The 26177-nt window shown below is 29.7% G+C and carries 21 protein-coding genes, 2 rRNA genes and 2 pseudogenes (1 of these 25 running past the window's edge); 15 read left to right on the top strand and 10 right to left on the bottom strand.

Annotation, left to right across the window (positions count from 1 at the left end; translation table 11 throughout):
* Window positions 1–24: 24 nt before the first annotated feature.
* Both SJY27_RS04470 and SJY27_RS04475 read left to right on the top strand, forming a co-directional pair.
* A complete protein-coding gene (locus SJY27_RS04470; RefSeq protein ID WP_397447063.1) occupies window positions 25–828 on the top strand; it encodes an alpha-1,2-fucosyltransferase in 804 nt (267 codons plus the stop codon).
* Complete coding sequence (locus tag SJY27_RS04475; RefSeq protein ID WP_397447064.1) at window positions 804–1571, top strand: glycosyltransferase family 25 protein; 768 nt, start codon at window positions 804–806, stop codon at window positions 1569–1571. Before SJY27_RS04470 ends, SJY27_RS04475 begins: the two co-directional genes overlap by 25 nt.
* Here the strand turns inward: SJY27_RS04475 and SJY27_RS04480 are convergent.
* Window positions 1568–2329, bottom strand: a complete 762-nt coding sequence (locus SJY27_RS04480; protein WP_397447065.1) for a glycosyltransferase family 2 protein — start codon at window positions 2327–2329, stop codon at window positions 1568–1570. The genes SJY27_RS04475 and SJY27_RS04480 overlap by 4 nt on opposite strands.
* 14 nt (window positions 2330–2343) lie before the next feature.
* Window positions 2344–3159 carry a 2,3,4,5-tetrahydropyridine-2,6-dicarboxylate N-succinyltransferase gene (locus tag SJY27_RS04485; protein WP_397447066.1) on the bottom strand — a complete coding sequence of 272 codons (816 nt, stop codon included), beginning with the start codon at window positions 3157–3159 and terminating at the stop codon, window positions 2344–2346.
* 197 nt (window positions 3160–3356) lie between these two features.
* On the opposite strand from SJY27_RS04485, the gene ruvX reads away from it, so the two are divergent.
* From ruvX to mazG, 4 genes are all read left to right on the top strand, one after another.
* Window positions 3357–3767 (top strand): Holliday junction resolvase RuvX, encoded by a 411-nt coding sequence (gene ruvX, locus SJY27_RS04490; protein WP_397447067.1) that lies wholly within the window; start codon window positions 3357–3359, stop codon window positions 3765–3767.
* Between the two features lie 81 nt (window positions 3768–3848).
* Window positions 3849–4439 carry a peptide deformylase gene (gene def, locus SJY27_RS04495; protein WP_397447068.1) on the top strand — a complete coding sequence of 197 codons (591 nt, stop codon included), beginning with the start codon at window positions 3849–3851 and terminating at the stop codon, window positions 4437–4439.
* A gap of 139 nt (window positions 4440–4578) precedes the next feature.
* Window positions 4579–5007 (top strand): DUF5606 domain-containing protein, encoded by a 429-nt coding sequence (locus SJY27_RS04500; RefSeq protein WP_397447069.1) that lies wholly within the window; start codon window positions 4579–4581, stop codon window positions 5005–5007.
* A 48-nt stretch (window positions 5008–5055) separates the two neighbouring features.
* Complete coding sequence (mazG, locus tag SJY27_RS04505) at window positions 5056–5835, top strand: nucleoside triphosphate pyrophosphohydrolase (protein WP_397447070.1); 780 nt, start codon at window positions 5056–5058, stop codon at window positions 5833–5835.
* 1071 nt (window positions 5836–6906) lie between these two features.
* Here mazG and hemN read toward each other — a convergent pair.
* The 4 genes from hemN to SJY27_RS04525 form a co-directional block, all read right to left on the bottom strand.
* Window positions 6907–8271, bottom strand: coding sequence for an oxygen-independent coproporphyrinogen III oxidase (gene hemN, locus SJY27_RS04510; protein WP_397447071.1), 1365 nt, complete (start codon window positions 8269–8271; stop codon window positions 6907–6909).
* A 184-nt stretch (window positions 8272–8455) separates the two neighbouring features.
* On the bottom strand, window positions 8456–9154 hold the full coding sequence (gene deoD, locus SJY27_RS04515) for a purine-nucleoside phosphorylase (protein ID WP_397447072.1): 699 nt from the start codon (window positions 9152–9154) through the stop codon (window positions 8456–8458).
* Window positions 9155–9156: 2 nt separating this feature from the next.
* Window positions 9157–9822 carry a deoxyribose-phosphate aldolase gene (gene deoC / locus SJY27_RS04520; protein WP_397447073.1) on the bottom strand — a complete coding sequence of 222 codons (666 nt, stop codon included), beginning with the start codon at window positions 9820–9822 and terminating at the stop codon, window positions 9157–9159.
* A complete protein-coding gene (locus SJY27_RS04525) occupies window positions 9819–12200 on the bottom strand; it encodes a heavy metal translocating P-type ATPase (protein WP_397447074.1) in 2382 nt (793 codons plus the stop codon). The genes deoC and SJY27_RS04525 overlap by 4 nt, the downstream gene beginning before the upstream one ends.
* Before the next feature lie 102 nt (window positions 12201–12302).
* Between SJY27_RS04525 and SJY27_RS04530 the strand changes: the two genes are divergently transcribed.
* Window positions 12303–12989 (top strand): Crp/Fnr family transcriptional regulator, encoded by a 687-nt coding sequence (locus tag SJY27_RS04530; protein ID WP_397447075.1) that lies wholly within the window; start codon window positions 12303–12305, stop codon window positions 12987–12989.
* A 1-nt stretch (window position 12990) separates the two neighbouring features.
* Here the strand turns inward: SJY27_RS04530 and SJY27_RS04535 are convergent, their stop codons facing one another.
* Window positions 12991–15279: a BamA/TamA family outer membrane protein gene (locus SJY27_RS04535; RefSeq protein WP_397447076.1), complete on the bottom strand. Its 2289-nt coding sequence runs from the start codon at window positions 15277–15279 to the stop codon at window positions 12991–12993.
* A 3-nt stretch (window positions 15280–15282) separates the two neighbouring features.
* Window positions 15283–20328, bottom strand: coding sequence for a translocation/assembly module TamB domain-containing protein (locus tag SJY27_RS04540; RefSeq protein WP_397447077.1), 5046 nt, complete (start codon window positions 20326–20328; stop codon window positions 15283–15285).
* A gap of 153 nt (window positions 20329–20481) precedes the next feature.
* Here SJY27_RS04540 and SJY27_RS04545 point away from each other — a divergent pair, with 153 nt between their 5' ends.
* The 8 genes and pseudogenes from SJY27_RS04545 (at window position 20482) to SJY27_RS04580 (ending at window position 25178) form a co-directional block, all read left to right on the top strand.
* Complete coding sequence (locus SJY27_RS04545) at window positions 20482–21132, top strand: peptidoglycan-binding protein (protein WP_397447078.1); 651 nt, start codon at window positions 20482–20484, stop codon at window positions 21130–21132.
* A gap of 140 nt (window positions 21133–21272) precedes the next feature.
* Window positions 21273–21938, top strand: a pseudogene (locus SJY27_RS04550) (glycoside hydrolase family 97 N-terminal domain-containing protein); the annotation flags it as partial.
* Window positions 21927–22172, top strand: coding sequence for a glycoside hydrolase family 97 catalytic domain-containing protein (locus SJY27_RS04555; protein WP_397447896.1), 246 nt, complete (start codon window positions 21927–21929; stop codon window positions 22170–22172). The pseudogene SJY27_RS04550 and the gene SJY27_RS04555, both read left to right, overlap by 12 nt.
* Entirely contained in the window at window positions 22151–23059 is a 909-nt protein-coding gene (locus SJY27_RS04560; RefSeq protein ID WP_397447079.1) for a glycoside hydrolase family 97 C-terminal domain-containing protein, read from the top strand. The genes SJY27_RS04555 and SJY27_RS04560 overlap by 22 nt, the downstream gene beginning before the upstream one ends.
* Before the next feature lie 56 nt (window positions 23060–23115).
* A complete protein-coding gene (locus SJY27_RS04565; protein ID WP_397447080.1) occupies window positions 23116–23514 on the top strand; it encodes a sulfatase-like hydrolase/transferase in 399 nt (132 codons plus the stop codon).
* 138 nt (window positions 23515–23652) lie between these two features.
* Window positions 23653–23787, top strand: coding sequence for a hypothetical protein (locus SJY27_RS04570; protein ID WP_397447081.1), 135 nt, complete (start codon window positions 23653–23655; stop codon window positions 23785–23787).
* 15 nt (window positions 23788–23802) lie between these two features.
* A pseudogene (locus SJY27_RS04575) lies at window positions 23803–24657 on the top strand (sulfatase-like hydrolase/transferase); the annotation flags it as partial.
* A gap of 146 nt (window positions 24658–24803) precedes the next feature.
* Window positions 24804–25178 (top strand): GH116 family glycosyl-hydrolase, encoded by a 375-nt coding sequence (locus SJY27_RS04580; protein WP_397447082.1) that lies wholly within the window; start codon window positions 24804–24806, stop codon window positions 25176–25178.
* A 580-nt stretch (window positions 25179–25758) separates the two neighbouring features.
* Here SJY27_RS04580 and rrf read toward each other — a convergent pair.
* Window positions 25759–25868: ribosomal RNA gene (gene rrf / locus SJY27_RS04585) — 5S ribosomal RNA — on the bottom strand.
* 171 nt (window positions 25869–26039) lie between these two features.
* Window positions 26040–26177, bottom strand: a 23S ribosomal RNA gene (locus SJY27_RS04590); it runs 2730 nt beyond the window's last position.

The following is a 26177-nucleotide window of genomic DNA, read 5'->3' on the forward strand; positions in this document are numbered from 1 at the left end:
TTCATTTATCAAATTGATATTTAAATGATTATTGTTAGAATTGTTGGCGGTCTTGGAAATCAAATGTTTCAGTATGCGTATGCAAAAGCATTAGAACAAAAGGGTTTTGATGTACAGATTGATACTTCTAAATTTAAGACTTATAAATTACATGGTGGCTATCAACTTGATAAATACAATATTGATTTGAAAGTTGCTGGTATTATTCCAACGTTTTTATCCTTAGTAAAAGTTAAAGAAAACGTAAAAGAAAAGAATTTACTTTTTAATGATAATTTATTCAATTTAAAAGGAAACGAATTTGTGAAAGGGTATTTTCAAACCGAAAAATATTTTACAAATATTAGAGATATTTTATTAAACCAATTTGTGATTAAAGAAAAAATTTCTGATTCTACAATTCAATGTGCTAAGCATATAGAAAAACATAAAAATACTTGCTCTATTCATATTAGAAGAGGAGATTTTATATCTGACCAAAAAGCCAATAGTATACATGGTACTTGTGATTTAAAGTATTATCAAAAGGCAATAGAATGCATAAATACCAAGTTTAAAGAAACCCATTTTTTTGTTTTTTCTGATGATATTTCTTGGACCAAGAAAAATTTAAAAATTGATAATGCTACCTTTATTAATCACAAAACAATACCTCATGAAGATCTGTATTTAATGAGTTTGTGTAAACATAACATTACTGCCAATAGTAGTTTTTCTTGGTGGGGAGCTTGGTTAAACCAACATAAAGACAAAACTGTTATTGCTCCAAAAAAATGGTTTATTGATAAAAAAAATGAAGTTGCTTGCAAAAACTGGATCCAATTATGATGTCTTACAAAGTATATTATATCAATTTGGATAAAAGTAAAGTAAGACGTGATTTTATGGAGAATCAGTTTGCTACTTTAAACATTCCTATCACAAGATTTACGGCTATTTACGGTAAGGAATTACCTTTTTCTTTCTTAAAAAAAGCGAAAAAAGAGTTTAATTTCTTGGCTCATTATCCGAATTTGAATGATGGAGAAATTGGCTTGACCAAAACCTATTTTGAATTATGGGAAGTGATTAAAAATCAAACTGAAGATTATGCAATAGTTTTGGAGGATGATGCGCTTTTAGACAACAGTTTCTTTAAAGATTTACCTAGAATTTTAGATGAAATAACCACAAACCATTTTCTTGATATTTCTGGCAGAAAAGGCTTTTTTGAACTTAAAAAAAATTTATTTACTTCTTTATTTTTAATCCCTTCTTTACAAACCACTGCTCAAGTTATTGGTAAAGTTGCTGCTGCAAATTTGCATAAAAACTTAACTCAATTTTATGCACCTATAGATGTGTTAAAACAAGATGTGTCTAAACACAAAGTAAAGGTTTACACCACAAATAAAAGTTATGTAAAAAGTAATGATAAAGCTTTAGGAGGAACTACTTTACAGAAAAAAGGAATGCCTAAATTTAAAAAGGTATTAAGAGAAATTATGCGTCCTTTTTGGCAAGTATCAACTTTATTTACTTATAAATTGAACAGGGCTTTTAGAAATTATTTTTTTTATAAAAAGGGCTAATTTTCATCTTCTTTTAAACCATTATTTAATAACCATAATTTTACAAATCTTACATATACTGAGTAGGCTAAAGCTTTTGATAAAATTAGGCCTGCAAGACCATCTAAAAAACCTAGTCTTAGAATATAGTGCATAAAAAAACGAAAAGGTGGTTTTATGAATAAATGAAAAAGTGTTACTTTTTTCCCAGATTTATGAAGTTCTTTTGCTTTTAATGACGAATAATGGTGAATTTTACCAATGTAATGATTGTAACTTCTGTAACCAAAATGATTAATTTTATTTTTAAAAAAACCAAGTTCCCCATTAGTTTTTATGGTTTCGTGTACAACTCCTCTATATGTACAATGCGCTTTCAAAAACAGACGAATTACTTTGTCTCTTTGCCAACCACAATACTTAATTTTTTTACCAGCAAAATAATAACTTCTGTGCACATAAAAACCTACATAACCTTTAGGATTTTGAACAGCTTCTAAAATTTCTTTTTTTACCTCTGGAGTAACTCTTTCATCTGCATCTAAAATATAAATCCAAGGATATTTTGCTTGCTCAATAGCAAAGTTTTTTTGAGAAGAAAAATCATCAAACTTTCGTTTGATGATTTTTACATTGTGCTTTTCTGCTAAAGCTACTGTATTATCTGTACTATAAGAATCAATTACAATAATTTCATTTGCAAAATCAACTGATTTTATAGCGTCTTCTACATGAATTTCTTCATTTAAGGTAGGAATAATCGCAGTAATCTTCGTCATAAAAAATAGACTCTTTAAACAGCTACATCGTATTCACGAAGTGCATCATTTAAAGACGTTTTTTTGTTGGTACTTTCTTTTCTTTTTCCAATAATTAATGCACATGGCACATTGTATTCTCCAGCAGCAAATTTTTTGGTATAACTACCAGGAATCACTACAGATCTTGCTGGCACAACTCCTTTTGTTTCCACAGGTTCATCACCAGTAACATCTATAATTTTAGTACTCATTGTTAACACAACATTAGCACCCAAAACCGCTTCTTTTTCTACTCTAACACCTTCTACAACAATACATCTAGAACCAATAAAAGCGCCATCTTCTATAATTACAGGTGCAGCTTGTAATGGTTCTAAAACACCACCAATACCAACACCACCAGATAAATGTACATTTTTACCAATTTGTGCACAAGAACCTACTGTAGCCCAAGTATCAACCATTGTGCCTTCATCTACATGCGCACCAATATTTACATAACTAGGCATTAAAATTGTACCTGGAGAAATGTACGCTCCATGTCTTGCAACTGCATTTGGCACTACTCTAATGCCTCTTTCTGCAAAGTTTTTCTTTAAAGGAATTTTATCATGATATTCAAAAATACCAGCTTCTAAGGTTTCCATTTTTTGAATAGGAAAATACAACACTACTGCTTTCTTTACCCATTCATTTACTTGCCAACCATCTGTAGTTGGCTCTGCTACTCTTAATTCTCCTTTATCTAATAAATCAACAACTTTTCTAATGGTATTAATCGTATTTTGTTCTTTTAACAACTCACGGTTTTCCCAAGCTGACTCTATTATTTTTCTAATATCTTCCATTTTAATAATTTAATTTTTGCAAATATAATTTGAATGCTAAAAACCGAAGCGAATATACGTTTTTTAAACAGATTACCCATCCTTGTGTAAAATCTAAAAAAGATTTTTAAAAATCGGAAAGCAATCTTTTACATATTATAAAACTTAGTCTTATCATATTAAAAATTAACTCTATTTTTGCAAAAAAAGTATACAATTTGGGAAGAATTTTAGCCATTGATTTTGGAAAAGTAAGAACAGGAATAGCTATTACAGATGAATTGCAAATTATAGCTTCTGGATTAACTACTGTATCTACAAATGAATTGATTTCTTATTTAAAAGACTATGTTTCTAAAGAAAATGTAGAGCTCTTTTTAATTGGGAAACCAAAACAAATGAACAATACTGATAGTGAAAGTGAAACCTTAATTGTTCCTTTTTTAGAGAAATTGGCTAAAGAAATTCCGCAAATCCCTGTAAAAAGAGTAGATGAACGTTTTACATCTAAAATGGCTTTTCAAACCATGATAGATGGTGGATTAAAAAAAAGTAAACGAAGAAACAAGGCACTTGTTGATGAAATAAGTGCAACAATTATTCTGCAATCGTATTTGTACAATCAATAATGATAAAATTTAAATTATGAATTCAAAGTTTGGGAGTTCGGATTTTGAAATTGTACTTTTGCAACCATTAAAAAATAAAAAATGATTTTACCAGTTGTAGCTTATGGAGACCCTGTATTGCGAAAAGCATGTACAGAAATAGATGCAAATTACCCGAATTTAAAGGAACTGATTGCAAATATGAAAGAAACAATGTACAACGCTTCTGGTGTTGGTTTGGCAGCTCCACAAATTGGTAAAGCTATTCGTTTGTTTGTTATTGATGCATCTCCTTTTGCAGAAGATGAAGATTTAGATGATAATGACAGAGCAACCTTAAAAACATTTAATAGGGTTTTTATAAACGCACGTATTATTGAAGAAGAAGGTGAAGAATGGGCATTTAACGAAGGGTGTTTAAGTATACCAGATGTTCGCCAAGATGTGTATCGTCAACCAAAAGTTACCATTGAATATCAAGATGAAGACTTTAAAACACATACCGAAGTTTTAGAAGGACTTGCAGCAAGAGTTTTTCAGCACGAATACGATCATATTGAAGGGATTTTGTTCACAGACAAATTATCATCTCTTAAAAAAAGATTGATTAAAAAGAAACTAGAAAACATCTCTAAAGGAAAGATAAGAGCAGATTACAGAATGCGTTTTCCGAATTTAAAAAAGAAAAAATAATTAATTTATTTAGAATATTTTAATGTCATTTCGACCTTGTGGAAAAATCTAATTTTATTATCAATGAGATTTTTCAACTGTACTTTACTTTGCTCAAAATGACAAGAAAATTTAAATAACTTTCATAAAAAATATACAAATGGAATTTAGTAAAATTATATCGGTTTCTGGTAAACCAGGATTGTTTCAAGTAATATCTCAATCAAAAAATGCAATTATTGTTGAATCTTTAGTAGACAATAAAAGATTGGCTGTAAACTCAACTCAAAATGTAAGTTTATTAGAAAATATTGCGATTTACACTTATGAAGAAGATATGCCCTTATTAAATGTTTTTAAAGCAATGTCTGAAAAAACAGCAGGTGCAAAAGCACTGTCTCATAAAGAAAGTGGTAAAAAACTAGCTGCATTTTTTGCAGAAGTTTTACCTAATTATGATGATGAAAGAGTGTATACCTCAAACATAAAAAAAGTAATTCAGTGGTTTAACTTATTAATTGAAATAGGTTTTGATTTTGCTAAAGTTGAAGCCGTTTCTGAAGAAAATAAAGAAGAGGAAATTCAGTAGTCAGTAGTCAGTAGTCAGTAGTCAGTAGTCAGTAGTTAAAACTAAAAAATGAACTCAAGAAAAGAACAGCTTGCAGCATTTAATCGTTTGTTAGATATTATGGACGATTTGCGTGAAAAATGTCCTTGGGATAAAAAGCAAACTTTAGAAAGTTTACGGCATTTAACTATTGAAGAAACCTACGAATTGGCAGATGCTATTTTAGATAATGATTTACCCGAAATTAAAAAAGAGTTGGGTGATGTTTTACTGCACATTGTTTTTTATGCAAAAATAGGAAGCGAAAAAAAAGCTTTTGACATGGCTGATGTTGCCAATAGTATTTGCGATAAATTGATAGACAGACATCCTCATATTTATGGAGATGTTAAGGTTGATAATGTAGAAGATGTAAAACGCAATTGGGAACAACTAAAACTAAAAGAAGGCAAAGAATCGGTTTTAGAGGGTGTTCCTAAAAGTTTACCTGCTGTAGTAAAGGCTAGTAGAATTCAAGAAAAAGTTGCGGGTGTTGGTTTTGATTGGGATAAACCTGAACAAGTTTGGGAAAAAGTACAAGAAGAGCTCACCGAATTAAATGATGAAATTAAAGCTAAACATAAAGAAAATATAGAAAAAGAATTTGGCGATGTTTTATTTTCGATGATAAATTACGCACGTTTTATTGGTGTAAACCCAGAAAATGCTTTAGAAAAAACAAACAAAAAGTTTATCAATCGTTTTCAGTTTTTAGAACAAGAAGCTAAAAAAGAAGGTAAAACACTCTCTGACATGTCTTTAGAAGAAATGGATATCTATTGGAATGCCTCAAAAAAATATTTTTCCTAAAAACTAAATAGGTATTTTCAAGAGCAAATAAGCACTTGTTTATCAGACAAGTAAGTTTTATTTTAAAAATAATAAAACCCCGAAAACGAGCTGTTTACTCAAAAAATCGGGGTTTTAATTTACCTATGCATGCCAAAAATACGAAGGATCTCCGAATTCCAATACAAATTTTAATTTTTAGTTTCTAAAGAAAACTTTCAACTTTATTTTAATCAATTTTTATGGATTGATTTAGGAAAAATCTATTTTGCTATTCCTTGGGATACTTTGGTTTCGATTTTTAAGATTAAAGAATCTAAAAAGGAACAAAGAATTATTTTAGTCCAAAAGGAAAAATATGGTTGATATTCCTAAAGCACTATGATTGTTGTTCTGACAAGAAGTTAGTTGAACAATTAAATGCCAATATTGATTGTGTCATTTTTTTTGTAATATTGATTTGGGTCATCATCGTTTGATAAATTAATTACCAAAGAAAAAGCAACACGTTTAGAAGACAGTTCTGGAAAAGAAAAACAACATTACTCTCTAAAAAAAGAAAAAGCCAAGACAAAGAAAACAGAAATACTTTGGATATTTTTTGGAATACATACTACAAATTGTATTGAAATTGTTAGAAGAATACAAAAAAAAACTTTAGAAGAAACAGCCTAAACATTAATAATAAAAGCATAGGATAAATAAGCCTTTATTTTACTAAAAAACTAAAAATCATCTTAAATTTATAAATTTTAAATGGCTTTTTTAGAATTGTATTTTAAAAGTCAGTTACTTCTGAAAGTACCAAAATAGTGCGTAAAACAAATTCACACAAATATAAAAATCGTCTAGAGATTTCTCTTTAGACGATTTATGGTTTAAATAAATGTTGTTTTTTTAAATAATTGCTCCGAAAATAAAAATGACACTTATAATTAAAATGGTCAATTTTAAAGATGCATCAATTAATCTTTCTTTAACAATTAGCGCTCTGAGGTGTTTAATTTTACTTTTTTTCATGATTGGGGGAATTTAATTTTGAATAAATTTAGTAAAATCAAACTTATCAACCAAAAAAATTAACAAAATTTATCATATTGTCATCGAAAAAACTTTGTCTTTTAACTTTTTTTGATGCATTTTTTGGTCAAATGCCATACAAATATTTCTTACAAAAGGGCGTGCATGCTTTGGTACTGTTAAAGAATTTTTATCAACAATAACCAAACCATCTTGTTCTAAACCTTTTAATAATGCCAAGTGCATTTCTATATTGTTTATTTGAGTTGATGGCAAATGCCAAGAAGTATAAAAATTACACATAATATTTAGAATGTGTTTTCTAATAATTTCGTCTTCTTTAGAGAGTATATGACCGCGAAAAACAGGAATTTTACCTTCACTTACAATTTTTTGATATTCCTTTACCGTTTTTACATTTTGAGCAAAACCATACCAAGAATCTGAAATTGCAGACATGCCTAAGCCAATCATTAATTGTGTTTTGTTGGCAGTATACCCCATAAAATTTCTATGCAGGGTTTTGTTGATAGTGGCTTGATACAAACTATCTGTTTTTAAAGCAAAATGATCCATACCAATTTCTTCGTATCCTAACTCTGCAAAAAGCTGTTTCCCTATTTCATAAAGCGCTCTTTTTTCATCATCTTTTGGTAAATCATTATCATTAAAACCTCTTTGACCAACACCTTTTACCCAAGGCACATGCGCATAACTGTAAAACGAAATTCTGTCTGGCTGTAACTCTTTGGTTTTATTAATCGTATAAATTACATTTTCTTTGGTTTGATGTGGAAGCCCAAAAATTAAATCGTGACTTATAGAAGTGTACCCAATTTCTCGAGCCCATTTTGTTACTTGTGCAACTGCTTCAAAAGGCTGAATTCTATGAATGGCTTTTTGAACTTTTTCATTATAATCTTGTACACCAAAACTCACCCTTTCAAAACCACAATTGTACAAGGTTTGTAATTGTGCTTTTGTGGTGTTATTGGGATGACCTTCAAAACTAAATTCGGCATCAGCATGTGGTATTGCCAACTTGAAAATACCATCCATTAAAAATTTTAAATTTTCTTTAGAAAAAAAAGTAGGTGTGCCACCACCCAAATGCAATTCTTTAATAATGGGAGTTTCGCTAAATTCATTTATATATAATTGCCACTCTTTTAGCACTGTTGCTATATACTCCTCCTCTACTTCATGCCTTTTGGTAATGTGTTTATGACAAGCACAAAACGTACACAAACTCTCGCAAAATGGCAAATGAATATAAACACTAATCCCTTCTTTTTGGTTACTTTCAATAAATGATTTTTGAAAACTTGCCTTCCAATTTTCTGGGGTAAATGTGGTTATATCCCAAAAAGGAACAGTTGGATAACTGGTATATCTTGGTCCTGGAACGTTATATTTTTGAATTAGTGATGTTTTCATTTCTGCTTGATGTTTTTTATGTTTTTGAGCTTTGAATTCAAACCTCACCTTCACGCATTTTTAAAGAAATCTTATTCTTTACATTGATAACTACAATTTACATTTTATGAAATGTATAGATACAATTTTCATTTTCATGTTTCGCTTCATTAGCAAATCAATCAACATAATAGTAGAATTAAAATTATGCCAATTCTAAAGCTATTTCTATCATTTCTTTAAAAGTAAGTTCGCGTTCTTCTGCTGTTGTTCTTTCTCCTGTAACTAAACTATCTGAAATTGTTAGAATGGATAGTGCGTTTACATTGTGTTTAGCAGCAATGGTATACAAACCATTGGTTTCCATTTCTACACACAAAACACCATAGTCTGCCCATTTTTTATAACTATCAAAATCATCTGCATAAAACTCATCTGAACTTAAAATATTACCTGCTTTAATTGTAATACCTTGTTTTTCTGCAACTTTTACTGCTTTTTGAAATAAAGAAAAACTTGCAGTTGGTGCGTAATCTGCACCATTAAAACGAATAGTATTTAAACCTGAATTGGTAGAGGCAGCCATAGCAATAACAATATCTCTAATCTTAACTTCTTTTTGATAAGAACCTGCTGAACCTACTCGAATTAAATTTTTTACACCATAATCGTTAATTAATTCATGGGCGTAAATTAAAGTTGATGGAATTCCCATTCCTGTACCTTGTACTGATATTCTTTTTCCTTTATACGTTCCTGTAAACCCTAACATTCCACGAACATCATTGTATTTTACAATTTCTGTTAAGAAAAAATCTACAATCCATTTTGCTCTCATTGGATCTCCAGGTAACAATACTGTTTCTGCAATTTCTCCTTGTTTTGCTTCAATATGCACACTCATACTTAATACTCATTTTTATTAGAAATACCCGTTTTTACCAAAGCAACTCCAGAAGAAGTACCTAATCTTGTAACCCCCATTTCTATATATTTTTGGGCTGTTGCCATATCACGTACTCCACCAGCTGCTTTTATTTGGGCTTTATTATTTACAGTTTCTTTCATTAACTGCACATCTTCAAAAGTTGCACCACTTGTACCAAAACCTGTGGATGTTTTTACAAAATCTGCACCTGCATTTACTGCCAATTCACAAGCTTTTTTAATTTGGGTTTTAGTTAAATAGCAATTTTCAAAAATCACTTTTAACGTATTACCCCAAATAGCTTCTTTAATTTGTTTTATCTCATTTTCTACATAGGTAAAATCGCCATCAATCAACTTACCTATATTAATAACCATATCTATTTCTGATGCCCCTTTGTCAATACAATTTTTAGCCTCAAAAACTTTTGTTTCAGTTGTCATAGCCCCTAAAGGAAAGCCAATAACTGCAGCTACTTTTACCTTAGAATTTTCTAATTGATTTTTTGCCAAGGCTACATAACAACCATTTACACAAACAGCATAAAAATTGTACATTTTTGCTTCTTCACATAAACTTATTATTTGCGTTTTTGTAGCAGTAGCTTTTAATAAGGTATGATCTATATATGGATTAATTTTCATTTTTTATTGAGTTTTTTACCTAAAATATTTGTAGAAATTGTGGTGAATACCACAATGCTAATAGAGCTTAGAGGCATTAATATTGCAGCAATTACTGGCATTAATTGCCCTGTAATTGCAAAATACAACCCTACTGCATTGTAACATAAAGACAATATAAAACAATATTTTATAATAGAAATTGCTTTTTTTGATGCGCTTAAGAAATGCTCTATTTTATGAAATTGAGAAGCATCTAAAATGGCATCGCATGCAGGAGAAAAAACATTGATATTTTCTGACAAAGCAATTCCAACATCGCTTTGTGCTAATGCCCCAGCATCATTTAAGCCATCACCAATCATGGCCACTTTTTTATTTTGTTGCTGCAACGCTTCTACAACATGTAATTTATCATTTGGTTTTTGGTTGAATAATAAAGTTGTTTTTTGAGGTAATTGATTGGATAAAAATTTACGTTCACCTTCATTATCTCCAGAAACAACAGCCAAATCATACTCTTGCTGTAAGGTATTAAAAATTTCTTGAACTCCTTTTCTGTAGGTATTTTTAAAGGTAAACTTACCTTTATAATTATTGTTAATACTAACGTGCACAGAAGTATCAAAAGACAATTTATCTTCAATATTTTTTACAAAAGAAGCAGAACCTAGTTTTAATTTTTCTTGTTGATAATTTACTTCAATCCCTTGCCCAACAACCTCTTTGTAATTCGAGATTTTTAAATTATCAACTGTAGTAAAAGTATCGTATAACATTCTGCTTAAAGGATGATTTGATGCTCTTAAACCGCTTTTTAAAATACTTTTTTCTTGATGGTTTAGAGGCGTTCCATCGTAAGAAATATTACTTTTTACATTTGTGGTTAACGTACCTGTTTTGTCAAAAATTAAAGAATTAATGGTTGCCAATTGTTCAATTACTGTGGCATTTTTTAAATAGAATTTTTGTTTACCAAAAATACGCAACAAATTTCCGAAAGTAAAAGGCGCTGCTAATGCTATAGCACAAGGACAAGCAATAATTAAAACCGCCGTAAAAACGTTTAATGCAATGCTAGCATCTACAAACAACCAATACGTTGTAGCTATTAAGGCAATAGATAGTACAATAATTGTAAAATGTTTACTAATTTTATCTGTAAGTGTTTTAAAATTAGATGTTTTGTCTTTCTGAAAAACGTCATTGCTCCACAATTGTGTTAAATAACTTTGTGATACCGAAGCCAAAACTTCCATTTCTAAAATTCCTGAGAGTTGTTTTCCACCAGCAAATAACTTATCACCAGATTTCTTAGCAACTGGCTCTGCTTCACCCGTTACAAAACTATAATCTATATTAGCATTTCCGTTAATTAAAATTCCGTCTACAGGTATTAATTCTTGATTTCTTATTAAAAGCCTATCCCCTTTTTCAACCTCATAAATTTGTACATTTTCTTCTTTTTGATTGGCTAAAATTCGCGTAACCGCAATTGGAAAATACGATTTATAATCGCGCTCAAAAGACAAGAAACTATACGTTTTCTGTTGAAAGAATTTACCCAATAAAAGAAAGAAAATTAAGCCTGTTAAACTATCAAAAAAACCTGTACCTAAATCTAAAATAATTTCTGTTGTACTTCTTATAAACAACACTATAATTCCAAGAGCAATAGGTACATCTATATTTAAAATTTTAGAACGTAACCCTTTGTAGGCCGAAATAAAATAATCATTACCCGCATAAAAAACTACGGGTAAAGAAAAGAAAAACATTAACCATCTAAAAACGTTTTTATATTTTTCTATCCAAAAGCCACTTACCTCAAAATACTCAGGAAAAGAGAGAAACATTACATTACCAAAAGCAAAACCTGCAATACCTAATTTGTAAATTAAGCTACGATCTACTTTGTTTTTTCCAGCTTCATAATCTTCTAAACTAATGTAAGGTTCGTACCCTATAGAACTCAATAATAACACCACTTCTTTTAATGATGTAGTTTCTGAATTGTAAGACACTCTAACTTTTTTCTTTGGAAAATCTACCTGAGAAGTACTAATTTTTGGATTTAATTTATGCAAATTTTCTAATACCCAAATACAAGAACTACAATGTATATGAGGTATATATAAGGTTACAATTTGCGTGTTACCATCATTAAAATCTACTAATTTTTCAATGATTTGTGGGTTCTCTAAAAAATCATATTTGCCTTGAATTTCTGAGGGAACTGCACCTGGATTTTCTTGAAAATCATAATAACACGTTAAGTCGTTTTGCGAAAAAATTTCGTAAACCGTTTTACAACCATTACAACAGAAATTTTTATCATTAACTTTTATGATATCATCTTTACAAGAATCTCCACAATGGTAACAATGTGTAGTCTTCATATTTACTCTTTTGCCTGATGCAAATTTCCGTTAAGATTTTAGTTTAAAATATGATTTTTATCAGTTTTTCAATATCTTTGAACTATCAAATAAAACCAAATAATGGGTAAATGTGAACAGTGTATTGTACGTCAATTTAATTCGTTAAAGCATCTTTCTAAAGATGAATTAATTAGAATATCTGCTTGTAAAACCTCTAAAATAATAAAAAAAGGAGAGCCTTTATTTGAAGAAGGAGATCATATAAACGGTGTTTTTTGTATAAAAGACGGGGTTTGCAAGATTTCTAAAATGAGTGAAAATGGAAAAAACCAAATTGTTAGCTTGGTGCAACGTGGCGATTTAATTGGTGAAAGAAGTTTAATTTCTGACGAAGTTTCTAATTTAAACGCTGTTGCTATAGATGATATGGAGGTTTGTTTTATCCCTAAAGAAGAAATTATTAAAGATCTTGAAAAGAATCCGAATTTTACTATGGATGTACTAAAGACCATGGCAGGCTCTTTAAAAAAAGCTGATAATATTATAGTGGATATGGCTCAGAAAAGTGTAAAACAACGATTGGCTGAAACACTATTAAGCTTAGAAGATAAATTTGGTACAAATGAACTAGGGGCTATAAACATTCATTTATCTAGAGAAGATATTGCTAATATAATTGGTACTGCTACTGAATCTGCAATTCGTTTACTTTCTGGCTTAAAGAAAAGTGGCTCGATTACTTTCTTAAAAAAAGACATTAAAATTGTAGATAAAAATGAGTTGGTAAAGATTTCTAATGGATTTTAATTTAGAAAGAGTAACCAATAGCAAAATTTAAGACTGGCTCATTTAACCTAAAATCTAAACGCTCTTCTTTTGCTAAGCTTGGATCGTGAAAAGGGGCTGCCAAATCAAATCGAATGACAAAGCCTTGTACATCTATTCGCAATCCAATTCCTGCGCCCATGCCCAATTCGTTGATAAAGTTGGATGTAAATTTATCGGTTTGCTGACCGTTTTTATCATTAAACGTTGCATTGGAAACTGAATTCCAAACATTACCAGCATCAACAAAAAAAGCTCCTTTAAAAAAAGAATAGATAGGGAAACGATACTCTATATTAGCTTCTAAACGTATATTACCTGTTCTATCAAAAAAAGTAGTACTGCTCTCAGAATTCCCTTGATAAGTACCTGGTCCTAAAGACCTAGTATTAAATGCTCTTACACTATATGGTCCACCAGAAAAGTATTGTTTTACAAACGGAACCACATCTGAATTTCCATAAGCATAACCATACCCTGCAAAAAATCTTGTGGCTATTTTTTGATTATTATTCTTTCCAAAATTAAAATGATATCTAAAATCTAAATCTGCTTTTGCAAATTGCGCATATTGAAGCCCTAAAAACTCTTTAGGGGCTCCTATTTCTTTTTCTTTGCCAAATAAACTGATGGAATTTCCTGCCACATCTACAGTAGAATTTACATAAAACTGATGTTGTTGAGGGGTTATCATTTCGTTATAAGTAAATGAAAATGTGAGGCCAGATATAAATTGTTGATTGAAACTTTCTTCTAAAAAAGGATTGTTTTCTAAAATAGTTTCAAAGGCAGCTGTTGTGTTAGATAAGCTTGAGTAGTTTAATGAGATAGGATTAATTTCGTAGGTTATGTATTTATTCGCATCCCAAATATACCCAAAAAGTGCAGAACCCGATGATAATGTGTAGAGTTCGCTTCTGCTTAAATAGGTAGCACTTAAACTTGTTTTGGTTTTTGGTATTGAGTATTCAAAAAAATCTTCTTTAAATCTAAAAGGTACAATTACTCTTGGAAAAATTAATTCTGATTTTACACCTAATTCTAAACTACTTAAACCTGCATTATTACCACTTGCCACTTGTGTTTCGTAACCAATAGTACCAGTTATATTTAACGTTTCGCCACCTTTAAATAAATTTCTGTTACTAAAGCTAACACCTAATGTAGGCCCAGCAAAATTGTTAGATTTTGTTACAGCTTGCAACTCAGCACGTATTGCGCGTTTTGTTAAAGGCGATAAAAAAATATTGGCCTCTAAAGCTCCTTTATAATCATTTGCAATAGTATCAATTTCATTATACTGAATATTTACATATTTATACGCCCCAATTGTAGACAAACGTCTTGCTGTGTTTTTAGATTTTTCTGGGTTAAAACGCTCCCCTTTTTTTAGGGTGATAAAATCATTTAGATACTTTGGTTTAAAAATAATTTTATTCTGATAATAATTTTTGCGATCAAAACTCACAAATTTATCTGTAATGGAATCTTTTAAATTATAATTAGGATATACGTTTATGCTTTTTAAAACATAAGGCACAGTCGATTTTTTGGGCACATTGGCTTTCAACTTTAAAAATAAATCGAACTTTTTATGATTATATTGGTTGGTATCTGCTTCGAAAATTAAGAAATTTGCATTGAAGTTATAGTAGCCTTCTTTTTTAAGTTCTGCATCAATTCTTTCGCGTTCAAATTTAAAATTACTTAAATCGAAGCGTATATTTTTTTTAAAAGGTGTTTTTTTACTAATTTTTTTAATAGCTGCATAAATAGGAGAAACCATGCTATCTACCTTAAATTTTTCCATTTTATAAGGTGATGGTATTTTTAAATTATAGCTTGCTGCAGCTCTTTTTTCTTTTTCTTGAAAAGAAGATACCACAGTGCTGTAAAAAAACCCATTATTTTCAAGGCGGTTTCTAAGAATATCTTGCACCTCAACTAAATCAACATCTGATTGATACACAGGTTTTTGACCTATTTTTTTATACAACCATTTATTTAAAAAACTAGGGTTTTCTATTTGATTTTTATAATAATAGTATACCCCCAAATGCATGCCTAAAAACTTTGTATTGGGTTTTGGTCTTACAACATTTTGCAAATTTTCTTTTAGCTTACTCTTGTTTTGTATTGAAGCATCTGCTTCTATTTCAATTTTTGCACCTGTGTATAAACGTTTCCCTTCTGGTATTAATTTATTTACGCTACAAGAATATAGAAGTATTGCTATTAATAGTATAAATTGTATTTGAATGGTTTTTCTCAAAGCTTACTCATTTTCTTTTTTACTACTTTTATTTTCTTTCTTTGTACTTACTTTTTCATCAGTGTTCTTTTTTTTATCCTGCTTATTTTTATCATTTTGATTTGTTTGAGATTGAGCCTTAAAAATGGCTTGCCACATTTCGTTAAATTCATTAAACTCTTGGGTAAAAATTAACGCAATTCCACTTACAATAGTCTGTCCGTCTATAATATTTTCAAATTCGTTTTTTCTGAATCCTTTTAAACGATACCTGCCATCTTCTGTAATTTTGTATTCTAAAGTTACATTACCAATAACCGGAGTTTGTTGGTTTGTTGTATTTGTACCTTGTAAATCTAAATCGCTACCTACTCTTACAGTTAAGCGCTCGTTAAATAGTTTTTTTTGTGCTGTTACCCCTAATTGCGTTCGGTCTGTTGGAGAGTTGCCTTGATAATCTGTATAACTATTTAAATCGAAATTAAGTTCGATACCGGTTTTGCCTAAAATTTTATCAGAAAAAGCATTCAATTGCCCTGAAACTGCATCATTTAAATTATCTCTAGCAATTGTTGCAAAACCACCAGAACTACCATCGCTACCAGAATCTGGATAAAATCGATTTAAAACCAACAAAGAAAAAACTTGTTTGTTTAACTCTTCTTCTTGCTGATTTACTTGCTGTACCCTGCTGTACACTTGCCCACCAATAGCACCTTGATCTTCTTCTGGCATATCTAAATTAAAAGAAATTTTGGGCTGCATCATTTCTCCATCGATATTTAAATACACGTTAAAAGGCAAAACTTGTTTAAATTTACTTTTTACTGATGGATCTACATTAGAAGTTTGTGCTGCCATTAATGGCGATGCTGAAGTAGCTAACTTATAAATAGCTTGCACATCTAACTTAGCATTAAAAGGATTACCAGACCAAGAAATACGACCTCCAGGTGCCAGTAAAAATTTTCTATTTACCAATTTATATAAATTCAATTCGTAATGACCTTGTGCCACTTCGTAAACTCCAGATAAAGAAATGTTACCATTTGGCAACATATTAAAAACCAAATCTCCATCACCAGAAACATTAAAATTGTCTCCTGTTTCCTCATCAATAACTACAGTTACTTTGGCTTGTTTATCAATTTTTAATTGGGTTGAAATATCGAAACCTGTAATTGTAGCAGTTTGTTGTTCGGTTTCTGTTAAAATAGCATCAGGATTTTTTCTATTTACAAAAACAACTACATTATCTCTATTTTCTACTGTAGCATAAGCTGTAGGCAATACGTAATTAACGTTAGTTTCTTTGCCTAAAGTTATATTTGCAGATAACTTAGGGATTTGTAAATCTCCTGTTAAATTTGCATTCGCATTAAATGAGGCAATACCATAAAGTGATGGATTATCATTTTTTGTAGCGTTTAAAACTCTAAAGTTTTTTGCGCTTAACTTTATATCAAATTGAGGGTTTATAAAACTTTTGGTTAAAATTTTACCAGAAAGATTTAGGGCGTTTTTCTTTTCATCTAAAACTAAAAAATTATCTAAATAAAACCCATTATTATCTACACGTAATTTTTCGTCTTTTAAAGTAAATTTTGTGTTTAATTTTGTGATGTTAAAGGTTGCATCTTTAAAATTTAAATTACCATTATAATTAGGATTAGACGTTTTACCATCAACAGTAAAATTACCAGAAAACGAACCACTAGTTTCTTTAATTTCGCCCAAAGAAAGTGTATTTAAGGCTTTCATTTTAAAAGTATTTAGTTTGATAGCTAGATTTAAGTTGGCATCTTCATCTTCTATAAAATAATCTCCTGTTACATCTAAATCGATATCACCTTCTTTTAATTTGGCATTAAAATCGTATGTATTATTTCCTAAAGATTTACCTTTTAAGGATAGTTTGCCTAAATTGGTGTTTAATAGTTTTAGTTGATTGATATTTAAATCTGCAATGATACCTGTATCCTTAAACGGATTTTCTAAAACAAATTGTCCGCTTAAAATACCAGTGGCTATTTCTTTATTTGGGTTTAAGTAGTTAAAAATCTCGCTTATTTTAAAATTTTTGTAATCAATTGCAATATGCTCAGTGTTTACTTGATCTATTGCATCTGTAATTTCAATAAATTGATTGTTTTTAGTAATGTTAAAATCTGTAAATTGTAATTTATTGTTTTGTAAAACTACCTTATTGGATGCTGGTATAGTCCATAATTTTTTATTTAATTTCAGATTTTTATGACTAACTGAAATTTGTAAGCTATCTCTACTCCCTGTTATTTTGGTGTTTACGTTTAATAGTGTATCTGCTTTATACATACCAGAAAAACTTAAAGACAACTCATTATTTAGCTGATTACCAGTTACAACCGTTTTTGGAATGTATAAAGGATTGGCTTTTATATCTTTAAAACCCAATTTAAAATTAAAGTTTTCTTTATCTGTTGTCATTTTAAAAAGCAAACTATCTAATTCGTTGCCACTGTAATTAATATGAGGTGCAGTGAGGTTGGCATTTAATTTTCTTTGTGTTTCATTAAAATTTATAGCAAGATCTATGGTATCTATATCTTTTACATTTACTAAAAACACTTCTTTTAACAATGTGGTTTGTGCTATTTTACCTTGTAATCTTAACTCAACCGGATTTAAGATGGTGTCTTTTCTTTTAAAATCTCTATAAAAATAACTAGAAATATGGCTTTGTAAAGCTTTACTAAATTCTATTGGGTTTGCATTAGATTGCAATTTTGCTTCAATCATTTTATTTTTTAAAACAAATGCTGTGGTATCTTTATCTATATACGTTTCTGCAAGTATTTCACCTAACAAATAACTTCTATTTTTATAAACAATGGTTCCTTTATTTACATTCATATCCAATTTATATTTCTCTAAATTTCCATTAAAATTTAATGAAATATCCATGCCTGCTTTTACCTTACGTTGCATAAACCCTAAGGCTTCTAAATTTGCACCAATTACATCAATATTTACAGTCGCTTTTGTATGTAAAGTGTCTAAGGTAATCTTTCCGTCTAAATTTATATTCAAGTTATTATCTTTAAAATTAGACCTCAAATTTCCTTTTCCATTTTTAAAATCGGCTTTAAAGTTCACATTTTTTACAGCATAATTATTGAGTTTAAAATCTGTTACTTTAGCTTCTAAACTAGCTTTTAAATCGTTAACTGTTTTACCTGTACCATAAGAAGTTAAATGTGCACTAATTTCACCCAATTGGTTGTTTTGTAATAACTCATCAACTTTATAATTTTTGATATTTATTTCTGTACTATACTTTATGGAAGTTTGATTTTTAAATGCTGCTTTAACGTCAACATCTCCTTGAGTAGAACTCAATTTTAAATCTGTTTTCACCATATTTAATCTGCTTGATAAACTACCAAAAACATTTATTTGTTTAGGTAGTTTTATACCTAAACTGGCTTCATTTACAAATTTTAACACATCATTTCTTGTTGTTTTAGCTTTAAATTCGGTTAGATTTACTGCTAACAAATCTGGATTGGCAACATTACGTATAGTGCCATTTATGGCTACATTGGTTGAATTGCCCCAATTTATTTTTGCATTAGTCAAATTAATGTTAGCCAGTGTTCCGTTTGCCAAAACACTTGCTAAAATTGGTTTTTGATGAATTACATGTAGATATTCATTATTTTGTAAAATAGGCTGAAATTGTAATAATTGATTCAGATTAATTACAATTGATGGAATATTTGCAAACACAGTAGTTTGTTCTGGAACATTTATCAACTCTGAAATCGATTTGTAATTTAATTCAACATTCCCCTTTAAACTATTTTTATTTAGTGAAAACAATATATTATTTACTGTTAATTTTTGATTTGAAAATGTAGTATTCAACTTGATTTCATCTAAATTAAAACCTGAACTTTCTTTAAAATTAAACGTATTTATGGCTAAACCTCCATTTTTATTTTTGTAATAAATAGACGTTGCATTAAGGTTTAATTGTTGCACTGCAATTGCATTGGCGTCAAACACACCTGTATTTATTACAGCATCATCCACAAGATAATTTATGGCATTATTTTGCAAATCTATTAGGGCAATATTTACGGTTAGGTCTGGTAATTGCAATTGGGTTTTTATTGTTGAATTCTTTGAATTCTTTGAATATGATTTTACATCAATTTTAGACTCTTTTAACGCTATTTGGCCACTACTAAAATATCTATTTTCTAAATCTAATCTTAAATCACTAATGTAAAAATCAACAACATCTAAATCTGTAACAAGCTTACTTTCAACATCTTTATAATATATTTTAGTATTATTTAATGTAATGTTGTTTGCAGATAAACTTGGTAATACTGTAGGCTCTGTTGCTATAAAATCAATAGGTTTTTGAATGTATTTAATTTTGGAATCCGTTAACAAAATACCGTCAATAACAAAAACTTTTTGCACAACATTAATACTTTTTGCGCTAGTTTTTAGTACACCAATTTTAGAACTACTTTCAATACCCAAAGGAACATCAATATAATTAACATCAATATTTGTGAGGTAAATTTGGCCAATAACAATGTTAGGTGATGCACCAGTAGCGCCTTTTTGAGTTTCTGCTGAATCTTTTGAGGCAAAAGCATCTATTAAAAACTGAAAATTGTAACCAGATATGGTATCTTTTCTAATAATATTAGCTTTTAATCCATTCCATTTTAGGTCATCAACTCCCATAGTTGTGCCTTTAATCATTCCAAAAAGAGGCAAATTGGCTTCTAAAGATTTAGAATATATTAAAGTGTCTCCTTTTTTATCCTCTAAAAACAAACCATCAATTTTAAGATTTCCATTAAACGTAATGAAAGCTTTATCTATTTCAAATTTGGTATTTGTTTTATCAGAAACATAGTTTGTTAGTTGATTTACAATAATGTTTTGTCCCCAAGAACTTCTAATAAATAAGATAATTAGCAAGAAAAAAACAAAAACACCGAATAAAAAACGGAAAATTCGTTTTAAAAATAAATACTTTTTCTTATTGTTTTTTTCGGTATTCAATTTGGTAAACATTATAATCACAAATATACAGTAGTGTAACACCAAAATTTACTTTTATTGCTTTAGATATTAACTCTTTTGCGCACATTAGGTGTGGTTAAAAAAGATTTCCTACATTTGTTTTACTAGCTGATAAACATATCTCTAACCATCATGAAACAAATCATCATCTTTTTACTTTTGGTAATCGCTTCTTTAATTGCTTACGGAGTATATTCTGATTATCAGCGTTACAATTCTCCTGAAGTGAATTATAAAACGATGAAAAATATTGATACATCTTATTACAATAAAGCGCTTTTATTCAATTATTACCAAGCTATTGAAGATTTAGATTGTTTTGTAATGTTACAATGGTCTGCCAACAAAATTGATGTTAAAACCCCTGAAGATGACGACATTGAAACTCGATTGGCGGTTGGAACTTATGCTAATAAATTAGCTAAAGTAACTTATTATGAGGCTATTTTGCAAAATTCATTACGATTAAAAGATAAAGGCCTGAGCAATACTGAAATAAAATTTATTGAAGAGAAAGGCATTTCTTTAAAAACCTACCAAAGACAACAAAAAAACAATCAAATAAAAGCACTTTTTAATCCGAATAGTAAATTATACAATGGTTCTAAAAACGCTATAGTTTATGAGGTGCAAAAAGAACTAAAAAACAAGGGGTATAAAATTGAAATTGATGGTGTTTATAGAGTTGAAACTTTAAACGCTATTAAACAGTTTGAGGAAAAAAACAGCCTACTTGCTGATGGTTTCTTGGATAAACTTACCCTTGATGTCTTGTTTCAATAAAACTGAACATTATAATTAAAATTAAGAATTGATTCGTGATACATGAATTAAAAAAACTACAATTTAAAAACACTTTTTTTTGTTCGTAATATTTTATATAGATTAAAAAGAAATCTCTTGTTGTACAAAATAGGTTAATTTTGAAATTTAAAATATCACTCCGAACTTTTAAGGGGCTAAATTATGATCAACGCGTCATTTCACATTCCGAAATTTCAATTCTAAAAGGTCAAAATGTAAAAATTAAAGATACCCAAATAAATCAAGTCAATAAAAATTGGAATCCTGTTTGGGGACAGTTTAGTGAAATTAACAATCATTATAACGAAATAAAAATCACCTTAAATTATTCAGGTTTTTTAGCCACTCTTTATGTAAGAAGTTATAATCATGGTATAGCTTTTCGCTTTACCATTCAAGAAGTTCCTGCACATCATAGTCCTTCTTTTTTTATGGAATAAGATTTACCCACAACAAGCAGTCTATACTCAGCATCTTCAGGAATTAGAGTTCCAAAAGGGCCTATTAATATAAAATCATTAATCAAAAAAGATACTGTACCATACAAATTTCAAATGCCTTTACTAGTCAAGGATGCTTCAAATCAATATATGTCACTTTTAGAATCCGATTTAATAAACACTCCTGGATTTAATGTTATTAATTTTAAATTTGATTCAGAAAGCAAGAAATTGGTGTCAAAAAATGATTTCATTTCTAAAGATGAGAAATTGATTACTCCTTGGAGAATCATACTTTTAGAAGATAAAATTGGAAATTTATTAACCAATACAGTGCCTTTAAACGTAGCTACACCTAACAAAATTAAAAAACCTTCGTGGATAAAACCTGGCAAAACCCTATGGGATTGGAGGGTGCATGGATTCAAAACTGAAGATGGTTTTACATATGGCATAAATAATGAAAGTTATTATAGATATATAGATTTTGCTGCAAAAAACAAAATAGAATATTTTATGATGGATGATGGGTGGTACACAGATGTAAACCCGGTTATATGGAAATGTCTGAAAATATAGACTTAGACAAAATAACAAAATACGCTAATAACAAAGGGGTTTCTTCATTACTTTATTATGATAGAAAGCATGGTAATTTTGGTGACAACCAACTGTTTTCTTATTACAAATCTCTTGGCATGCAAGGCATTAAATATGGTTTTATGAATGCCAATGTGCCTTTTACAAGAATGGCGATTCAAAAAAGTGCAGAGAGCAATCTACTCGTCGATTTTCATGACAGTCCTGTACCTTTTACTGGAGTTACAAGAACTTATCCAAATGCTATTACAAGAGAATACTGTCATGCGCAACAGGATTACAGACGCGTATTTAATACAAAAACGTTTATAAGAATGGCTTTAATTAACGGAATTCAAGGTCCTATGGATATGAATAATAGAATTTTTGACATTTCAGGAATTAATAAAGGTAATAGAGCAAAAGGCCCTAGAAAATTAAACTCATTAAACACAACTGTAGCTGCTGAGGTAGCTAGAACGCTTATTATTTTTAGTGGTTTGGTTTGTATTCCATATGCACCTGAGGCCTATGCTGCAAAATCAGATTTATTTGAATTTATAAAAGAAATGCCTGTTGGCAAATGGGACGAATCAAAGGTATTACACGCTAAAATGGACGAATACATTTCCACAGCTAGAAGACATGGAGAGGATTGGTTTATAGGTTCTGTCCATGCAAATGGTGGTAGTTTAAATATAAATCTAGATTTTCTAAAAGCAAACAAAACCTACAAAATTACTTTTTATGAGGATGCTGAAAATACTGATAGTCAAACCAACCCAGAAGCATACAAAGTAAGAACAGAAATTGTAAAAAAGGGAGCTATTGTAAAAGCAAAAATGGTTGCTAGTGGTGGGCATTGTATTTGGATTAGACCTAACTAAAAATAAAAAAGCTGAATTGCAATTATAAACCAGAGAAAAAAATTAAAAACATAAATATGAAATACATATTCACAGCCCTATTATCATTAACAATATTAGGAATTCAATCACAAAATAAAAACCCAAACATCATCTACATTTTAGCAGATGATTTAGGTTATGGAGATGTAAAAACCTTTAATTCTAATGGAAAAATTCCAACACCAAATTTAGATAAAATGGCTAGTAATGGCGTAAAATTTACAAACGCCTACACTTCATCAGCAGTATGCACCCCAACAAGATATAGTATCTTAACAGGGCGTTATAATTGGAGGACAAGATTAAAGAGTTTTGTGGTGAGTGGCTATTCAAAATCACTCATAAAACAAGAACGAACTACAATTGCAAAAATGTTAAAATCTAAAGGATATAATACTGCATTTATAGGTAAATGGCATTTAGGTTGGGATTGAGAAATCACTAAAAAAAATAAAAAAATTAATTTAGATAAATTAAATGCAAAACCAACTGTAGATTTTTCTAAACCAATTAAAAACGGACCTAACAGTCATGGATTTGATTATACTTTTGGGTTCTGTGGATCTCTAGATATGGCTCCTTATGTTTATGTTGAAAATAATAACCCAACCATGGTGCCAACCAAAACTACAGTTTCTGTTGATGAAAAAGGAAAATGGAGAAAAGGGCTTACATCAGACGATTTTAACCATACCAATGTATTATAAGATTTAACAGATAAAGCAATTCATTATATTAATGATAATGCAAATAAAGAATCTCCCTTCTTTTTGTACTTTCCTTTACCAGCACCACATACACCAATTTTACCAACTACGGAATTTTTAGGAAAAAGTAACACCAATATGTATGGCGATTTTGTAATGCAGGTTGATGATGTTGTACGTCAAATTAGAGAAACACTAAAAAAACAAGGCATTTCAGAAGATACAATGTTGGTTTTTACAAGCGATAATGGTTGTTCACCTAGAGCAAATTTTGATAAATTAGCCGAAGTAAATCACGATCCAAGTTATACATTTAAAGGTACAAAATCTGATATTTATGAAGGTGGACTTCATGTACCTTTTATAGTAGAATGGCCAAAAAAAGGGTTGAAAAGTTCGAGTTCAAATAAAGTTATTTCTACTACAAATTTTTTTGTCACAAGTGCAGATATCGTAGGTTATAAAACCAAAGACTCAGAAGGGGAAGATAGTTATAGTATGTTACCATTAATTACAGGTAAAAATGATATTGATATTAGAAAATATACTGTGCTACATTCTGTTGATGGTTCTTTTGGAATTAGAAAAGGAAATTGGAAATTAATTACTTACCAAGGTTCTGGAGGTTGGAGTTACCCAAACACAAGAGATATAAAAAGAGAAAAATTAAACTTACCAGAAATGCAATTATATAATTTAAAAGATGATATAAGAGAAACCAAAAATGTAATTGCAAGTTTTCCTGAAATCGCTTTAGAATTAAAAGCAGCACTTAAAAAAATAATTTTAGATGGGAGAAGCACACCTGAGTCTATTCAAAAAAATGAAGGAATGAAAGGCTGGAAACAAATTGATGGAATTATTAATTGAATCATCATCTAAACATTAAAAATTATTGATAATAGATTGTACTATTTCTACGATTAAATTCTATCATAACAGTAACTGCTCAAGAAAAAAATAACAATTGGCTAGTTCTAAAAAAATACAATCAAAACCAGTCAGATAGTATAATAATGCCTATTAGAGGAATTGCAACAGGAACCATTTCACTTACAGGATGTGGTGCTTTTAATTCTTTAATTCCAAAAAACACTGAAGATAGTAGTCTTCCAATGGTAGTATTGAGTTATAAAGTAAAAAAAACAAGTAATAATAAAATTATAATTTCTAAAGCAGGTAAAATCCCCATTTTTATAGGTTTTGACAAAAAAGAAGGAAAGACTTATAAAAACACAAATACGTATATAGAAAAAAATAATCTTAAAGAAATACGCTTTACAGCAAATGAAAAAATAGATAAAGAAAGTGCTCAATGGGGTTCGTTTAGTTTAGCTACAAATAATCAAGATGAAATTTCACATATAGCAACGTGTAAACCTGTATATTGAAAGTAACAGTACTCTTTAAATTTACAATGATTATACTGATGATCAATTGTTAGAAGAACGCATTTCAGAACAAAAAAATAATCTGAGTTCTTTGGTAGTAAAAACAAATTTAGCCCCAAATGAAGAAAATAAAATTCGTTTTTTATCACTTAGAATTTCCCAAATCGTATTGGTTTTCAAGAAAAAGTTAATGTAGGTAACTATCTCGATACTCAATTTAAAGATTCTTAGGGAAAGCTACTAAAACATATTGCTAGAATTCCTGATTTAGAAGATTAAACTATCAAATTCACAAATAAGATTATAGTACTTAAGTCCTTTACGTACAACAAAAGAAATGGTGAATATTATGTGCAGAAATATTGCCACCTATACGTTTAAGCCCAATTTAGAGGCATTAGAAATATAGAATTCTTCCTTTTTAGACTAACAAATATTTATGCTTAATTTTTAATCCCACAACTTTTGGTGTTGATCCCAGATTCCATGCGATAGTTATAAAGAGGGTAAAAGAATTACATAAAAAAACCTCACATCTGAAGATGTGAGGTTTATAAATCTTAAATAATATCAAGATTAAGAAAGGCAGCGACCTACTCTCCCACATAAATGCAGTACCATCGGCGCTATTGGGCTTAACTTCTCTGTTCGGGATGGGAAGAGGTGAGCCCCAATGCTATAACCACCCTAAAAGTTTAGTTATTAGTTATTGGTTTTAGTAGTTAGTTAAACTAACTACTAATGACTAATTACTGTTAACTCTTCAGTTATACTGAAGTAATAAGTTAACATATGGTAAAATAATATTATAAAATCAAAATAAAAAAAGAGAGTCTCTCACCACCATTGGTGGTGAGAAGCGTACATAAGTCTATGGGTTATTAGTACTACTTGGCTATGACATTACTGCCTTTACACCTATAGCCTATCAACGTTGTCATCTCCAACGACCCTTTAAAGAAATCTCATCTTGTGGTGGGTTTCGCGCTTATATGCTTT

Origin of the sequence: Polaribacter sp. R77954 (assembly GCF_044595335.1) — a bacterium.
Taxonomy (GTDB): Bacteria; Bacteroidota; Bacteroidia; order Flavobacteriales; family Flavobacteriaceae; genus Polaribacter.